Annotated in this window: 13 protein-coding genes; all 13 read right to left on the bottom strand. The window is 61.3% G+C overall.

Going from position 1 to position 15,636, the window contains the following annotated elements:
• On the bottom strand, positions 1-1,533 hold the full coding sequence (gene nuoM, locus BMX59_RS17320) for an NADH-quinone oxidoreductase subunit M (RefSeq protein ID WP_010209575.1): 1,533 nt from the start codon (positions 1,531-1,533) through the stop codon (positions 1-3).
• Positions 1,534-1,582: 49 nt separating this feature from the next.
• Entirely contained in the window at positions 1,583-3,436 is a 1,854-nt protein-coding gene (gene nuoL / locus BMX59_RS17315; protein ID WP_071491906.1) for an NADH-quinone oxidoreductase subunit L, read from the bottom strand.
• Complete coding sequence (gene nuoK, locus BMX59_RS17310; RefSeq protein ID WP_003174727.1) at positions 3,433-3,741, bottom strand: NADH-quinone oxidoreductase subunit NuoK; 309 nt, start codon at positions 3,739-3,741, stop codon at positions 3,433-3,435. Before nuoK ends, nuoL begins: the two co-directional genes overlap by 4 nt.
• A 2-nt stretch (positions 3,742-3,743) precedes the next feature.
• Positions 3,744-4,247 (bottom strand): NADH-quinone oxidoreductase subunit J, encoded by a 504-nt coding sequence (gene nuoJ, locus BMX59_RS17305; protein WP_016974048.1) that lies wholly within the window; start codon positions 4,245-4,247, stop codon positions 3,744-3,746.
• 9 nt (positions 4,248-4,256) lie between these two features.
• The gene (gene nuoI / locus BMX59_RS17300; protein WP_003174725.1) at positions 4,257-4,805 is read right to left on the bottom strand and encodes an NADH-quinone oxidoreductase subunit NuoI; all 549 of its coding nucleotides are present in this window, start codon (positions 4,803-4,805) and stop codon (positions 4,257-4,259) included.
• 11 nt (positions 4,806-4,816) lie between these two features.
• Positions 4,817-5,824 (bottom strand): NADH-quinone oxidoreductase subunit NuoH, encoded by a 1,008-nt coding sequence (nuoH, locus tag BMX59_RS17295; protein ID WP_071491905.1) that lies wholly within the window; start codon positions 5,822-5,824, stop codon positions 4,817-4,819.
• Entirely contained in the window at positions 5,821-8,535 is a 2,715-nt protein-coding gene (gene nuoG, locus BMX59_RS17290; RefSeq protein ID WP_093123844.1) for an NADH-quinone oxidoreductase subunit NuoG, read from the bottom strand. The genes nuoH and nuoG overlap by 4 nt, the downstream gene beginning before the upstream one ends.
• A 135-nt stretch (positions 8,536-8,670) precedes the next feature.
• Positions 8,671-10,026: an NADH-quinone oxidoreductase subunit NuoF gene (gene nuoF / locus BMX59_RS17285; RefSeq protein WP_025858970.1), complete on the bottom strand. Its 1,356-nt coding sequence runs from the start codon at positions 10,024-10,026 to the stop codon at positions 8,671-8,673.
• Positions 10,023-10,520 (bottom strand): NADH-quinone oxidoreductase subunit NuoE, encoded by a 498-nt coding sequence (gene nuoE / locus BMX59_RS17280; protein WP_003174721.1) that lies wholly within the window; start codon positions 10,518-10,520, stop codon positions 10,023-10,025. Before nuoE ends, nuoF begins: the two co-directional genes overlap by 4 nt.
• Before the next feature lie 2 nt (positions 10,521-10,522).
• The gene (gene nuoC / locus BMX59_RS17275) at positions 10,523-12,307 is read right to left on the bottom strand and encodes an NADH-quinone oxidoreductase subunit C/D (RefSeq protein WP_092488806.1); all 1,785 of its coding nucleotides are present in this window, start codon (positions 12,305-12,307) and stop codon (positions 10,523-10,525) included.
• Between the two features lie 72 nt (positions 12,308-12,379).
• Complete coding sequence (locus tag BMX59_RS17270; RefSeq protein WP_003174719.1) at positions 12,380-13,054, bottom strand: NuoB/complex I 20 kDa subunit family protein; 675 nt, start codon at positions 13,052-13,054, stop codon at positions 12,380-12,382.
• Positions 13,055-13,064: 10 nt separating this feature from the next.
• Positions 13,065-13,478 carry an NADH-quinone oxidoreductase subunit A gene (locus tag BMX59_RS17265; RefSeq protein ID WP_003219575.1) on the bottom strand — a complete coding sequence of 138 codons (414 nt, stop codon included), beginning with the start codon at positions 13,476-13,478 and terminating at the stop codon, positions 13,065-13,067.
• A gap of 599 nt (positions 13,479-14,077) precedes the next feature.
• Positions 14,078-15,403 (bottom strand): isocitrate lyase, encoded by a 1,326-nt coding sequence (gene aceA / locus BMX59_RS17260; RefSeq protein WP_003174717.1) that lies wholly within the window; start codon positions 15,401-15,403, stop codon positions 14,078-14,080.
• Between the last annotated feature and the right edge of the window lie 233 nt (positions 15,404-15,636).

The raw sequence follows: 15,636 nt of genomic DNA, 5'->3' as shown, positions 1-15,636 counted from the left end.
TTACCGGGCCGAAGCGAGTTGAGAGAAGGCGGTGCCGAACCACTGCTGCACGCCATGCATCGTTGCGGCAGAAGTGTCCAGGAACGGTTGCGGGTACACGCCGATATAGATCAGCAGTACCGCAAGGCCGAGCACCATGATCAGTTCGCGAGCATCCATCCCTTGCAGGACGGTGTCGGACTTGGCCGGGCCGAAGTAGGCGCGGTGGATCATGATCAGCGAGTAGACCGAACCGAACACCAGGCCGGAGGTAGCAATCGCACTGATCCACGGCGTTTGCACGAAGGCACCCATCAGGATCAGGAACTCGCCGATGAAGTTACCGGTGCCCGGCAAGCCCAGGGACGCGGCGGCGAAGAACAGGCTGATCGCCGGCAGGTAGGCGATGCGCGACCACACGCCACCCATTTCACGCATGTCACGGGTGTGCAGGCGCTCGTACAGCTGGCCACTCAGGATAAACAGGGCAGCGGCCGAGACACCGTGGGCCAGCATCTGGATCACCGCGCCCTGCAGCGCCAGTTGGCTGCCGGAGTAGATGCCGATCAGTACGAAGCCCATGTGGGAAACGGACGAGAAGGCAATCAGACGCTTGATGTCGGTTTGCGCGAACGCCAGGAACGCACCGTAGAAGATCCCGATCAGACCCAGGGTCATGGCGATCGGCGCGAACTCGGCCGAGGCATTCGGGAACAGCGGCAGGGCGAAACGCAGCAGGCCGTAGGCCGCAGTCTTCAGCAGGATACCGGCCAGGTCCACGGAACCGGCAGTCGGCGCCTGGGCGTGCGCATCGGGCAGCCAGGAGTGGAACGGCACCACCGGCAGCTTCACCGCGAAGGCGATGAAGAAACCCAGCATCAGGATGTACTCGGTGGTCAGGGACATCTTGGTCTTCAACAGGTCGGCGTAGTTGAAGGTAATCACGCCGGTGTTATTGAAGTTGACCAGTACCAGGCCCAGGATCGCCACCAACATGATCAGGCCGGAAGCCTGGGTGAAGATGAAGAACTTGGTCGCCGCGTAGATCCGGGTTTTCTTGCCGTCCGAAGAACTGTGACCCCAGAGCGCGATGAGGAAGTACATCGGCACCAGCATCATTTCCCAGAAGAAGAAGAACATGAACAGGTCGAGGGCGAGGAACACGCCGACGACACCGCCCAGGATCCACATCAGGTTCAGGTGGAAGAAACCCACGTGACGCTGGATCTCTTTCCAGGAGCAGAGTACCGAGAGGATACCCAGCAGGCCGGTCAGCAGGATCATCAACAGCGACAGGCCGTCGAGGGCCAGGTGCACGTTGATGCCGAAGCGCTGGATCCACACGTGCTTGAATTCAAGCGCGAAGGTCGGATCGACACCCGGTGCCGGAGCAAATGAATAGTCGCCATGGGCCCACAGCCAGAGGCCGAGCGCGAGTTCCAGGGACATGGTCAGCAACGCAATCCAGCGGGGGAGGGTGGCGCCGAAGCGTTCACCCATCCAGCAGAGCAGGCCGCCGATGAAGGGGATCAGGATTAGCCAGGGCAGAATCATGACAGGCTCGTTTCCTTTCGCAAGTTCGCAAAGATCGCAATGTTCATAGTCATATCGCTACCACGACGATGGCGCCGATTACCAGCACGGCACCGGCCGCCATGGAGGCTGCATACCAGCGCAGTTGGCCAGTCTCGCTGCGGCTCAGGGCGGTGTGACCGGCCTTGGCGGCACGCGGGATCAGACCGATGGTCTGGTCGAGCGGGTCCTTGCGCAGAATGTGGCTGATGGCGAGGTAAGGCTTTACGAACAGTTTGTCGTAGATCCAGTCGAAGCCCCAGGCGGCGAACCACCAGGCCGACAGGAAGCGGCCGATGCCACTGTTGGCGACGGCCGTCACGAAGCGACGCTTGCCGAGGAACAGCAAGGCCGCCAGCAGGATACCGGCAATGGCGATGGCGCCCGAGGCGATTTCCAGGCTGTGCTGGGCTTCGCCGCCGGCATGGCCGACGCTTTGCGGCAGTACACCGTGCAGAGGCGGGGTGATCATGGCGCCGACGAAGGTCGACAGGATGATCAGTACCGACAATGGCAACCAGTGCGAGATGCCGTGGCCTGCGTGAGCTTCGGTCTTGGCTTCACCGTGGAAGGTGATGAAGATCAGGCGGAAGGTGTACAGCGAGGTCATGAACGCACCCACCAGGCCTGCGTACAGCAGGTTCTGGTTGCCGCTGGCGAAGGCTTCCCAGAGGATTTCATCCTTCGAGTAGAAACCGGCGGTCACCAGCGGCAGGGCGGCCAGGGCGGCACCACCGACGATGAAGCTGGCATAGGCCAGTGGCAGTTTTTTCCACAGGCCGCCCATCTTGAAGATGTTCTGCTCGTGGTGGCAGGCCACGATCACCGCACCGGAAGCGAGGAACAGCAAGGCCTTGAAGAAGGCGTGGGTCATCAGGTGGAAGATCGCCGCGTCCCAGGCGCCAACGCCCAGGGCCAGGAACATGTAGCCGATCTGGCTCATGGTCGAGTAGGCAAGGATGCGCTTGATGTCGGTCTGTACCAGGGCAGCGAAGCCAGCCAGGACCAGGGTCACGCCACCAACGATGCCGACCAGATGCAGGATGTCCGGCGCCAGGGTGAACAGGCCGTGGGTACGGGCGATCAGGTAGACGCCGGCGGTTACCATGGTGGCGGCGTGGATCAGTGCGGAAACCGGGGTAGGGCCGGCCATCGCGTCCGCCAGCCAGGTTTGCAGGGGCAGTTGCGCGGATTTACCCACGGCGCCGCCGAGCAGCATCAGGGTGGCCAAGGTGATCCAGAAGTCGCCAACCTGGAATTTCTGCGGTGCCAGCACCAGCAGTTCCTGGATGTTCAGCGTGCCCACTTGCTGGAACAGGATGAACAGGCCGATGGCCATGAACACGTCGCCGATGCGGGTGACGATAAAGGCCTTGAGTGCTGCGTTACCGTTGTTGCGGTTGCTGTAGTAGAAACCGATCAACAGGTACGAGCACAGGCCCACGCCTTCCCAGCCGAAGTACAGGAACAACAGGTTATCGCCGAGCACCAGGAACAGCATGCTGGCGATAAACAGGTTGGTGTACGAGAAGAAGCGCGAGTAACCGGCTTCACCGCGCATGTACCAGGACGCGAACAGGTGGATCAGGAAGCCCACGCCGACCACCACGCCGAGCATGGTGATCGACAGGCCGTCGACGTAGAGGGCGAAGTTGGGCTTGAAGCCCTCCACCGACATCCACTGCCACAGCACCAGGGTGTAGTGACCGCCTTCCGGCGGTGCCACGTTGAATTGCCAGATGACGTAGGCGGCAACGATCGCCGACAGGCCAATGGAACCCACGCCCACCAGGGCAGACAGGTTTTCCGACCAGCGTCCACGGGAGAACGACAGCAGCAGGAAACCGATCAGGGGAAATACGAAAGTCAGAAAGATCATGTTCATCCGCGCATCTCACTGGCAGCGTCGATATCAAGCGTGTGGAAGCGACGATACAGTTGCAGCAGGATCGCCAGGCCAATGCTGGCCTCGGCGGCTGCCAGGCTGATCACCAGGATGAACATGACTTGTCCATCCGGCTGGCCCCAACGTGCACCCGCAACGATGAACGCCAGTGCCGCAGCGTTCATCATGATTTCCAGGCTCATCAACACGAACAGAATGTTACGGCGGACCATCAGGCCGACCAGGCCAAGGCAGAACAGGATGCCGGCGACCGCCAGACCATGCTCCAAAGGGATAGCAGGCATCGTCATTGCTCCTTGGCTTCGTTGCGGCCCAAGTGGAAGGCGGTGACGGCTGCAGCGAGCAGCAGCATCGACGCCAGTTCGACCACCAGCAGGTACGGGCCGAACAGGCTGATGCCCACGGCTTTTGCATCCACGGTGGTGTGGCCGATGGCTTGGCCGCTCTGGTGAGCGAACAGCACATACAGCAGTTCACCCAGCAGCAGCGCTGCCAGGACAACCGGGCCGAGCCAGATGCCGGGCTTGAGCCAGACGCGTTCCTGGGCGACCGAAGCCGGCCCCAGGTTGAGCATCATCACCACAAACACGAACAGCACCATGATGGCGCCGGCGTAGGCGATCACTTCCAGCACACCGGCGAACGGCGCGCCGAGGCTGAAGAAGGTCATGGCCACGGCGATCAGCGAAATGATCAGGTAGAGCAGGGCGTGCACGGGGTTGGTGTTGGTGATCACGCGAAGCGTGGACACAACCGCGATACCCGATGCGAAATAGAAAGCGAATTCCATCTTTCTTCCTTAAGGCAGCAAGCTCTTCACGTTGATCGGCTCGGCTTCGTTTTGTGCGGCGCCTTTCGGCTTACCGGCAACGGCCATACCTGCAACACGATAGAAGTTGTAATCAGGGTTTTTACCGGGACCAGAGATCAACAGATCTTCTTTCTCGTACACCAGGTCCTGACGTTTGAACTCGGCCATCTCGAAATCCGGTGTGAGCTGGATCGCGGTGGTCGGGCAAGCTTCCTCGCAGAGGCCGCAGAAAATGCAGCGCGAGAAATTGATGCGGAAGAAGTCCGGGTACCAGCGACCGTCTTCGGTTTCAGCTTTCTGCAGGGAGATGCAACCCACCGGGCACGCCACGGCGCACAGGTTGCAGGCTACGCAACGCTCTTCGCCATCGGGGTCGCGGGTCAGTACGATGCGGCCGCGATAGCGCGGCGGCAGGTATACCGCTTCTTCCGGGTATTGCAGGGTGTCGCGTTTGCGAAAGCCGTGACCGAACACCATCACCAGGCTTCGCAACTGGGTACCGGTACCCTTAACGATGTCGCCAATATATTTGAACATGGGTCAAATCCTCACTGAACCGCAGCCGCTGGCGTGTGCATCAGCACCACGGCAGCAGTCACCAGCAAATTGATCAGGGTCAGCGGCAGGCAGAAGCGCCAGCTGAAATCCATCACCTGGTCATATCGTGGACGCGGAATGGAAGCGCGCAGCAGGATAAACAACATGATGAAGAACGCGGTCTTCAGGAAGAACCAGAAGAACGCCAACTGCGGCAGGATGCCGAACGGTCCGTGCCAGCCGCCGAAGAACAGCGTGACCAGCAGGGCCGAGATCAGGATGATGCCGATGTATTCACCGACGAAGAACATGCCCCACTTCATGCCGGCGTATTCGATGTGGTAACCGTCGGCCAGTTCCTGTTCCGCTTCCGGCTGGTCGAACGGGTGACGGTGAGTCACGGCGACGCCAGCGATGAAGAAGGTACAGAAGCCGAAGAACTGCGGAATGATGAACCACAGATTCTGTGCCTGGTACTCGACGATGTCGCGCATGTTGAACGAGCCGACCTGCACCACGATGCCCATCAGCGCCAGGCCCATGAACACTTCGTAGGACACGGTCTGGGCCGAGGCCCGCAAGCTGCCCAGCAGGGCGAACTTGTTGTTGCTCGACCAGCCGGCGAACAGTACCGCGTAGACCGACAGTCCGGCCATGGCGAAGAAGAACAGCAAGCCGATGTTCAGGTCCGCCACGCCCCAGGTCGGGGTGATCGGGATGATCGCGAAGGCGATCAGCAAGGCGCTCATGGCCACGACCGGTGCCAGGGTGAAGATCACCTTGTCGGCAAACGGCGGGGTCCAGTCTTCCTTGAAGAACATTTTCAACATGTCGGCGGCGATCTGGAACATGCCGAACGGGCCAACGCGGTTCGGACCGTAGCGGTCCTGCCACCAACCCAGCAGGCGACGTTCGACGAAGCTGAGCAGGGCGCCCGCGACGACCACGGCCAACAGGATCACGATGGCCTTGACGACCGAGATGATCACGTCGATCACTTCAGGGGTGAACCAGGTCATTGCGCTGCCTCCTGCAGACCGTCAACGGTTTTGCCAAAGATCGCAGGCGGAATACCGGCGAGGCCTTTTGGCAGTGCAACCAGGCCTGCACCCAACTCATCGTTGATGCGCAGCGGCAGACGCAGGGTCTGGCCGGCCACGTTCAGGCTGAGCAGGGCACCGTCGTTGACGCCCAGGCGGTCGGCTTCGGACTTGGCCAGGGATACGTAGGCTTCAGGAATGCGGCTTTGCACCGGCGCGGCCTTGGAAGAGTTCTCTTCGCTGCCGAACAGGTGGAAGAACGGCACAACCTGCCAGGTGCCCTGGGCCGGGTTGAACGGACGCGGTACGGCGGCGAACCAGTTCAGCGCATCACCGGTGCTTTCGATCAGGCGGGTGCCCGGGTCGCCAGCGCGGAGGTGACCACCGACTTCGTCCTGGAACTTGTTCCAGGCCTGCGGCGAGTTCCAGCCCGGCGACCAGGCGAATGGCACCTGCTGACGCGGCTCGACCGAACCCGAGTAGCCTTCCATGGAGAAGGCGAACGCGGTGTCGTTGTCTTGCGGGGTACGCGGTTCGTGCACGCTGATGTCGGCGCGCATCGCGGTACGACCGGAATAACGCAGCGGTTCACGGGCCAGTTTCAAGCCCTTGATGCGGAACGAAGCGGACGGTGCCGCGTCGACAATCCGCGCCAGTTGCGGGGCGCTGGCAGCGGTGGCTGCGGTGACGTGGTCGAGCTGGGTCCAGTCGATCGGCTGGTTCAGCAGGGTGGCGCGCAAGGCATGCAGCCAGCGCCAGCCTTCGTGAACCAGGATGCTGGCGTCCATGTACTTCGGATCGAACACCTGGAAGAAGCGCTGGGCACGGCCTTCCTGGCTGACCAGGGTGCCGTCGCCTTCGGCGAAGGTGGCGGCCGGCAGTACCAGGTGGGCGCGGTCGCTGGTGGCGGTCTTCTGGTGATCGGCAACGATCAGCACTTTGGCCGCGTTCAGTGCCGCGTCGACCTTGGCGGCGTCGGTGCGGGTGTACAAGTCGTTTTCCAGTACCACGATGGCGTCGGCGTTGCCGTCGGTCACCGCCTGCAGGGCAGCGTCCAGGGACTCGCCACCGAGCATGGCCAGGCCGAGGCTGTTGGCTTCCGGCACCACCAGGCTGATGGAACCGTTCTTGTCGCGCAGCTTCAGGGCCTTGGCGATGTTGGCAGCGGCTTCGATCAGCGCCTTGGAACCCAACGAGGTGCCAGCAATGATCAATGGGCGCTTGGCCGCCAGCAGGGCGTCGGCGATGCGCTGGGCCAGTTCGACGGCTTCAGTGTCCAGGCCTTCGACGGCAGGCGCGCTGGCGTCCAGGGCGTGGGCCACGGCGAAACCGAGGCGGGCCAGGTCGTCCGGTGCTGCGTGCACACATTCTTCGGCGATGTCGTCGAGCTTGGTTTCAGCGATGCTCGCAATAAACAACGGGTTCAGCGCGTGCTGGCCGATGTTCTTCACTGCGGCGTCGAGCCACGGCTGTACGCGCATGGCGTCGGCCATGTCTTCGGCCTTGCCCTTGACCGACTGGCGCAGCGACAGGGCGATGCGGGCGGCGGTCTGGGTCAGGTCTTCACCGAGCACGAAGATCGCGTCGTGGTCTTCGATGTCGCGCATGTTCGGTACGGGCAGCGGGCTGTCGTTCAGCACCTGCAGGACCAGGCGGATGCGCTCCAATTCACCGGCTTCGATACCGCTGTAGAAGTGCTCGGCGCCCACCAGCTCGCGCAACGCGAAGTTGCTTTCGAGGCTGGCGCGGGGCGAACCGATACCGACGATGTTGCGGCCGCGCAGCAGGTCGGCAGCTTTATCCAGCGCGTCGTCCAGGCTCAGCTTGGCGCCGTCGGCCAGCAGTGGTTGGCGAGGGCGGTCTTCGCGGTTGACGTAGCCATAGCCGAAACGGCCACGGTCGCACAGGAAGTACTGGTTGACCGAACCGTTGAAGCGGTTTTCGATGCGACGCAATTCGCCGTAGCGCTCGCCCGGGGAGATGTTGCAACCGCTGGAGCAGCCATGGCAGATGCTCGGGGCGAACTGCATGTCCCACTTGCGGTTGTAGCGCTCGGAGTGCGTCTTGTCGGTGAACACACCGGTCGGGCAGACCTCGGTGAGGTTGCCGGAGAACTCGCTTTCGAGCACGCCGTCTTCAACACGACCGAAGTACACGTTGTCGTGGGCGCCGAATACGCCGAGGTCGGTGCCGCCGGCGTAGTCCTTATAGAAGCGCACGCAGCGATAGCAGGCGATGCAGCGGTTCATTTCGTGGGAAATGAACGGGCCGAGGTCCTGGTTCTGGTGGGTACGCTTGGTGAAGCGATAACGGCGCTCGTTGTGGCCGGTCATCACGGTCATGTCTTGCAGGTGGCAGTGACCGCCTTCCTCACAGACCGGGCAGTCGTGGGGGTGGTTGGTCATCAGCCATTCGACGACGCTGGCGCGGAACGCCTTGGATTCTTCATCGTCGATGGAGATCCAGGTGTTGTCGGTGGCTGGGGTCATGCAGGACATGACGATACGACCACGGGTGTCGTTCTCGTCGGTGTACTGCTTGACCGCACACTGGCGGCAGGCCCCGACGCTACCAAGCGCGGGGTGCCAGCAGAAATACGGGATATCGAGACCGAGCGACAGACAGGCCTGTAACAGGTTGTCTGCCCCATCGACTTCGAGCGCTTTGCCGTCTACGTGGATAGTGGCCATGGTTCAAAGTTCTTCGTTGGCCCGTTGTCAGCGGGCGTGGCTAATGGAATCTTGTTATTCATGGGCCTCAACACAGCCTCTACGGCGTCAGCCCATGAGAAAGCGAAGGGCACGGACCCTTCGCCTTTTAAAGCGTTACGCGCCGACTACGATCGGCCTTGCCAGAGGCGGGACGGCAGCGCTGGTAGGCGCGATGCCGGCTTCGAACTCCGAGCGGAAGTATTTGATTGCGCTGCCCAATGGCTCCACGGCGCCCGGTGCGTGAGCACAGAAGGTCTTGCCCGGGCCGAGGAAACCGACCAGGCCCAGCAGGGTTTCGATATCACCCTCGCGGCCTTCGCCGTTTTCCAGGGCCATCAGCAGCTTCACGCTCCATGGCAGACCGTCGCGGCATGGTGTGCAGAAGCCGCAGGACTCGCGGGCAAAGAACTGCTCCATGTTGCGCAGCAAGGAGACCATGTTCACGGTGTTGTCGACCGCCATCGCCAGGCCGGTACCCATCCGGGTGCCCACCTTGCCGATGCCGCCGGCGTACATTTGTGCGTCGAGGTGCTCGGGCAACAGGAAACCGGTACCGGCGCCGCCTGGCTGCCAGGCTTTCAAGGTGTAGCCGTCGCGCATGCCGCCGGCGTAGTCCTCGAACAGCTCGCGTGCGGTCACGCCGAACGGCAGCTCCCACAGGCCAGGGTTCTTGACCTTGCCGGAGAAGCCCATGAGCTTGGTGCCCATGTCCTCGCTGCCTTCGCGGGCCAACGATTTGTACCAGTCCACGCCGTCGGCGATGATCGCCGGCACGTTGCACAGGGTCTCGACGTTGTTCACGCAGGTCGGCTTGCCCCACACGCCCACGGCGGCAGGGAAGGGCGGCTTGGAACGCGGGTTGGCGCGGCGACCTTCGAGGGAGTTGATCAGTGCGGTTTCTTCACCGCAGATGTAGCGCCCGGCGCCGGTGTGCACGAACAGTTCGAAGTCAAAACCCGAACCCAAGATGTTCTTGCCCAACAGGCCGGCGGCCTTGGCTTCTTCCACGGCACGGTTGAGGTGCTTGGCGGCGGTGGTGTACTCGCCACGCAGGAAGATGTAGCCCCGGTAGGTTTTCAGCGCGCGGGCGCTGATCAGCATGCCTTCGATGAGCAGATGGGGCAGTTGCTCCATCAGCATGCGGTCTTTCCAGGTGTTCGGCTCCATTTCATCCGCGTTGCACAGCAGGTAGCGGATGTTGATGGATTCGTCCTTGGGCATCAGGCCCCACTTCACGCCCGTGGGGAAGCCTGCACCGCCGCGGCCTTTGAGGCCGGCGTCTTTCACGGTCTGGACGATATCGTCCTGGGCCATGTCCGCGAAGGCTTTGCGCGCAGCCGCGTAGCCGTTCTTGGCCTGGTACTCGTCGAACCATACCGGTTCGGCATCGTCACGCAGGCGCCAGGTCAGCGGGTGGGTCTCGGGCGAACGCTTGATCAGGTTGGCCGGGCCGAAAGAAGTCAGGGTCATGGGTAGCCCTCGAGCAATTGGGTCACGCCAGCGGGCTGCACGTCACCGAATGTGTCGTCGTCGATCATCAACGCCGGCGCCTTGTCGCAGTTGCCCAGGCAGCACACCGGCAGCAGCGTGAAGCGGCCGTCCGGGGTGGTCTGGCCGAGGCCGATGCCCAGCTTGTTCTGGATCTCGCTGACCACCGATTCGTGGCCGCCGATGTAGCAGACCATGCTATCGCACACGCGAATGATGTGGCGGCCCACCGGCTGACGGAAGATCTGGCTGTAGAACGTGGCCACCCCTTCAACGTCGCTGGCAGGGATGCCGAGGATTTCGCCGATGGCGTAGAGGGCGCCGTCCGGCACCCAGCCTCGTTCCTTCTGGACGATCTTCAAGGCTTCGATCGACGCCGCGCGCGGGTCTTCGTAGTGATGCAGCTCGTGCTCGATGGCCGAGCGCTCGGTTTCACTCAAGGTGAAACGGTCTGTCTGGATAAGCGTGCTGTTCATGCTTAGCGGTCCACGTCGGCCATAACGAAATCGATACTACCCAGGTACGCAATCAAGTCCGCGACCATCTCGCCTTTGATCACCGAAGGGATCTGCTGCAAGTGGGCGAAGCTCGGGGTACGGATCCGGGTGCGGTAGCTCATGGTGCCGCCATCGCTCGTCAGGTAATAACTGTTGATACCCTTGGTCGCTTCGATCATCTGGAAGGACTCGTTGGCCGGCATGACCGGGCCCCACGAAACCTGCAGGAAGTGCGTGATCAGGGTTTCGATGTGCTGCAGCGTGCGCTCTTTCGGCGGCGGCGTGGTCAGCGGGTGATCCGCCTTGTACGGGCCGGCCGGCATGTTGCGCATGCACTGCTCGATGATCTTCAGGCTCTGGCGCATTTCTTCGACGCGCACGATGCAACGGTCGTAGGCATCGCCATTGGCCGCCAGCGGGACTTCGAATTCGAAATTCTCATACCCGGAGTACGGACGTGCTTTACGCAGGTCGAAATCGCAGCCGGTGGAACGCAGGCCGGCACCGGTGACGCCCCATTCCAGGGCTTCCTTGGTGTTGTACTGCGCGACGCCGATGGTACGCCCCTTGAGGATGCTGTTATCCAGCGCGGCCTTTTGGTATTCGTCCAGGCGCTTGGGCATCCAGTCGATGAATTCCTTGACCAGGCGTTCCCAGCCGTTCGGCAGGTCGTGGGCCACGCCGCCGATGCGGTACCAGGCCGGGTGCAGGCGGAAACCGGTGATGGCTTCGATGACCTTGTAGGCGCGCTGACGGTCGGTGAAGGTGAAGAACACCGGGGTCATGGCGCCGACGTCCTGGATATAGGTCCCCAGGAACAGCAGGTGGCTGGTGATCCGGAAGAACTCGGCCATCATGATGCGGATGGTGTCGACGCGGTCCGGCACCTTGATACCGGCCAGTTTCTCGACCGAGAGCACGTACGGCAGGTTGTTCATCACGCCGCCGAGGTAGTCGATACGGTCGGTGTACGGGATGAAGCTGTGCCACGACTGGCGCTCGGCCATTTTCTCGGCACCACGGTGGTGGTAGCCGATGTCCGGCACGCAGTCGACGATTTCTTCGCCGTCCAGTTGCAGGATGATACGGAAGGCGCCGTGGGCCGAAGGGTGGTTCGGGCCCAGGTTGAGGAACATGTAGTCCTCGTTGGTGCCGGAGCGCTTCATGCCCCAGTCTTCCGGACGGAAGCGTGCAGCCTCCTCTTCAAGCTGTTGCTTGGCGAGGTTGAGGCTGAATGGGTCGAATTCGGTGGCGCGCGCAGGGAAGTCCTTGCGCAGCGGGTGACCTTCCCAGGTCGGCGGCATCATGATGCGCGTCAGGTGCGGGTGGCCCGGGAAGTCGATGCCGAACATGTCCCAGACTTCGCGTTCGTACCAGCTGGCGTTCGGCCAGATACCGGTCACGGTCGGCACGCTCAGGTCGCTCTCGGACAGGGCGACCTTGATCATCACGTCGCTGTTACGTTCGATCGACAGCAGGTGGTAGAACACGGTGAAATCGGCGCCGCTCGGCAGCCCCTGGCGTTTGGTGCGCAGACGCTCGTCCACACCGTGCAGGTCATAGAGCATGACGTACGGCTTGGGCAGGTTGCGCAGGAAGGTCAGGACTTCGACAAGCCTGGCACGCGCCACCCACAGCACCGGCATGCCGGTGCGTGTGGCCTGGGCGGTGAAGGCGTCAGGGCCAAAACGGTTATTGAGTTCGACGACCACATCCTGGTCGTCTGCCTTATAAGGCGGGATGTACAGAGCACTGCCTGTAGTCATGGTTTTTTATCGCTTTCGGTCAACGTAAAGAATGAAGCCAGGTGTTCGTTCTATAAAAGAAGCGGTGCTGGATCAGACTTCGTCGGGGCTGCGCAGGTTGGTGACTGCGATACGCTGTTCGCGGCGCTGTTCCTTTTGCGACGGCATCTCGGCGCGGTACACGCCTTGATCGCCGACGACCCAGGAAAGCGGGCGACGCTCCTTGCCAATCGATTCCTGCAACAGCATCAAGCCTTGCAGGAACGCTTCAGGGCGAGGCGGGCAGCCAGGCACGTAGACGTCCACGGGCAGGAACTTGTCCACCCCTTGAACGACGGAATAGATGTCGTACATGCCACCGGAGTTGGCGCACGAACCCATGGAGATTACCCACTTCGGTTCGAGCATTTGCTCGTAGAGACGCTGGATGATCGGCGCCATCTTGATGAAGCAGGTGCCGGCGATAACCATGAAATCCGCCTGGCGCGGCGAGGCCCGGATAACTTCGGCGCCAAAGCGCGCGATGTCGTGGGGCGCCGTGAAGGCGGTGGTCATTTCCACGTAGCAGCACGAAAGACCGAAGTTGTACGGCCACAGGGAGTTCTTACGCCCCCAGTTGACCGCGCCACTCAGCACGTCTTCCAGCTTGCCCATGTAGATGTTTTTGTGGACTTGGTCTTCTAACGGGTCGGAAACGGTTTCCCGCTCGCCGATGGGGTACTGCTCGTTAGGAGCATCCGGGTCGATCCTGGTGAGATTGTATTGCATCGCCAAAGCCTCATTGTTTCAGCTTCGCTTGCCGCTTACGACGAGCTTCCGGAGCCCAGTCAAGGGCGCCCACTCGGAATAGGTAGACAAGACCTGCCAACAGAATTGCTATGAAAACGAGGGCTTCGACGAATCCGGTCCAGCCGCTTTCGCGGACGGACACAGACCAGGCAAAGAGAAAGAGGGCTTCGATATCGAAGATCACGAACAGCATCGCGACCAGATAGAATTTGGCTGAGAGCCGCAAGCGGGCGCCACCTGTAGGCAGCATGCCGGACTCGAACGGTTCATTTTTGCTGCGGCCCCAGGCTTTTGACCCGAGGAGGCTGGAAACACCGAGCATGAAGGCGCAGAGGCCGACAACACCGAGGAGGAAAATGGCAAAGCCCCAGTTGTGGGCCATGAGTCCTGTCGCTTCGGTCATGCTGGAAATCCTTAACAGAGAGCAAAGGTCTCTGAGCTCGAAAAAGTAACGATGCAGTGACGATATGTCGCACTGCAATCAATCGCGGTGATTTTATGGCTAAACACCGGGCAAGTAAAATTCCGATAGCGAAATTATTCGATGGAATAAGCACATAGTGCACCTTCTTGGGGCTACAGCCCTTGTGTGGCGGGCATTAGCGGGCATTTAATCAAATGTGTTTTGTTTAACCGGTAACGAAGTTTTCACGAGCTAAATGATAATGAATATTGTTTGCGCGGGTTTTAAGCGGGTGTGTGTGGTGGGGCGGGGGAAGTTGCTGTTACTTGGTTGAATACCGCTTAGTTGCCGACGGGGATCTTTTAACCGATTTGATCCCTGCAAATACCGCTCTGGATCAATGTTTTGCACAAAATCCAGAGCCTCGTCGGCATTTCCAGTGTGTGAGGGGGCTTGCCCCCTCCCACAGGTTGATCTTCATTTTGACAGGGAGGTTTTTCACGGGGCAAAAAAACGCCCCGAACAGGTCGGGGCGTGATCTTTGTGCGGCACTGCGGTTAGGTCTTCCCTGGGGCTGCAGTGGCCGTGTACTCAGTCAATCAGTGGAACTGCTCTTCTTCGGTCGAACCGGTCAGCGCGGTCACGGACGAGGTGCCGCCCTGGATCACGGTGGTCATGTCGTCGAAGTAGCCGGTGCCCACTTCCTGCTGGTGTGCCACGAAGGTGTAGCCCTTGGCGGCGTCAGCGAACTCCTGCTCCTGCAGCTTCACGTAGGCGGTCATGTCGTTGCGGGCGTAGTCGTGCGCCAGGTTGAACATGCTGTGCCACATGTTGTGAATGCCGGCCAGGGTGATGAACTGGTGCTTGTAGCCCATGGCGGACAGTTCGCGTTGGAACTTGGCGATGGTCGCGTCGTCCAGGTTCTTCTTCCAGTTGAAGGAAGGCGAGCAGTTGTAGGACAGCAGTTGGTCCGGGTATTCCTTCTTGATCGCTTCGGCGAAGCGACGGGCTTCGTCCAGGTCCGGCTTGGCGGTTTCGCACCAGATCAGGTCGGCGTACGGCGCGTAGGCCAGGCCGCGGGCGATGGCTTGGTCGAGACCGGCACGTACCTTATAGAAACCTTCCTGGGTGCGCTCGCCAGTCACGAATGGCTGGTCGTACGGGTCGCAGTCCGATGTCAGCAGGTCAGCCGCGTTGGCATCGGTACGCGCCAGGATGATGGTCGGCGTGCCGGCAACGTCAGCGGCCAGGCGGGCAGCGGTCAGTTTCTGTACGGCTTCCTGGGTCGGAACCAGTACCTTGCCGCCCATGTGGCCGCATTTCTTCACGGACGCCAACTGGTCTTCGAAGTGCACGCCGGCAGCGCCAGCCTCGATCATGCTCTTCATCAGTTCGTAGGCGTTGAGTACGCCGCCGAAACCGGCTTCGGCGTCGGCCACGATCGGTGCGAAGTAGTCGATGTAGCCTTCATCGCCCGGGTTCTTGCCGGCTTTCCACTGGATCTGGTCGGCACGACGGAACGAGTTGTTGATGCGCTTGACCACGGTCGGCACCGAGTCCACCGGGTACAGCGATTGGTCGGGGTACATGGATTCAGCGGAGTTGTTGTCCGCCGCCACTTGCCAGCCGGACAGGTAGATCGCCTGGATACCGGCTTTCACCTGCTGGACTGCCTGGCCGCCAGTGAGGGCGCCCATGCAGTTGACGAAATCTTTGTCGGGACGGAAGGACGGCTTGGCACCTTGTGTCACCAGGTTCCACAGCTTCTCGGCGCCGAGTTTTGCAAAGGTGTGCTCAGGTTGAACCGAGCCACGCAGGCGGACGACGTCAGCAGCGGAATAAGCGCGGGTCACGCCTTTCCAGCGTGGGTTTTCAGCCCAGTCTTTCTCGAGGGCTGCAATTTGCTGTTCGCGTGTCAGTGCCATGGAAGTAAACCTCGTCGCGTCTTCGTGTGGTGGAAAAATCCATTTGCCAGCCCTGCATTCAAATGCGTGGGCAGGGCTGCTCGCTGACCAGAAGCTTAGGCGGTCATGTCGGGTCTGACGGGGAATGCGACGGGATGAACGATTGGCGAGAGGGTGGAGCAGGTACAGGTGGACCGAGAACAGTCTCCGGGCGTCGTGGGCCCTCGGGTGTTCAACAGCGTGTAGCCGGGTTA

The organism is Pseudomonas sp. NFR09 (assembly GCF_900111535.1).
Taxonomy (GTDB): Bacteria; Pseudomonadota; Gammaproteobacteria; order Pseudomonadales; family Pseudomonadaceae; genus Aquipseudomonas; species Aquipseudomonas extremorientalis.
Note: the sequence above shows the minus strand (reverse complement) of the source record. Positions and strands in the feature narration are given on the sequence as shown.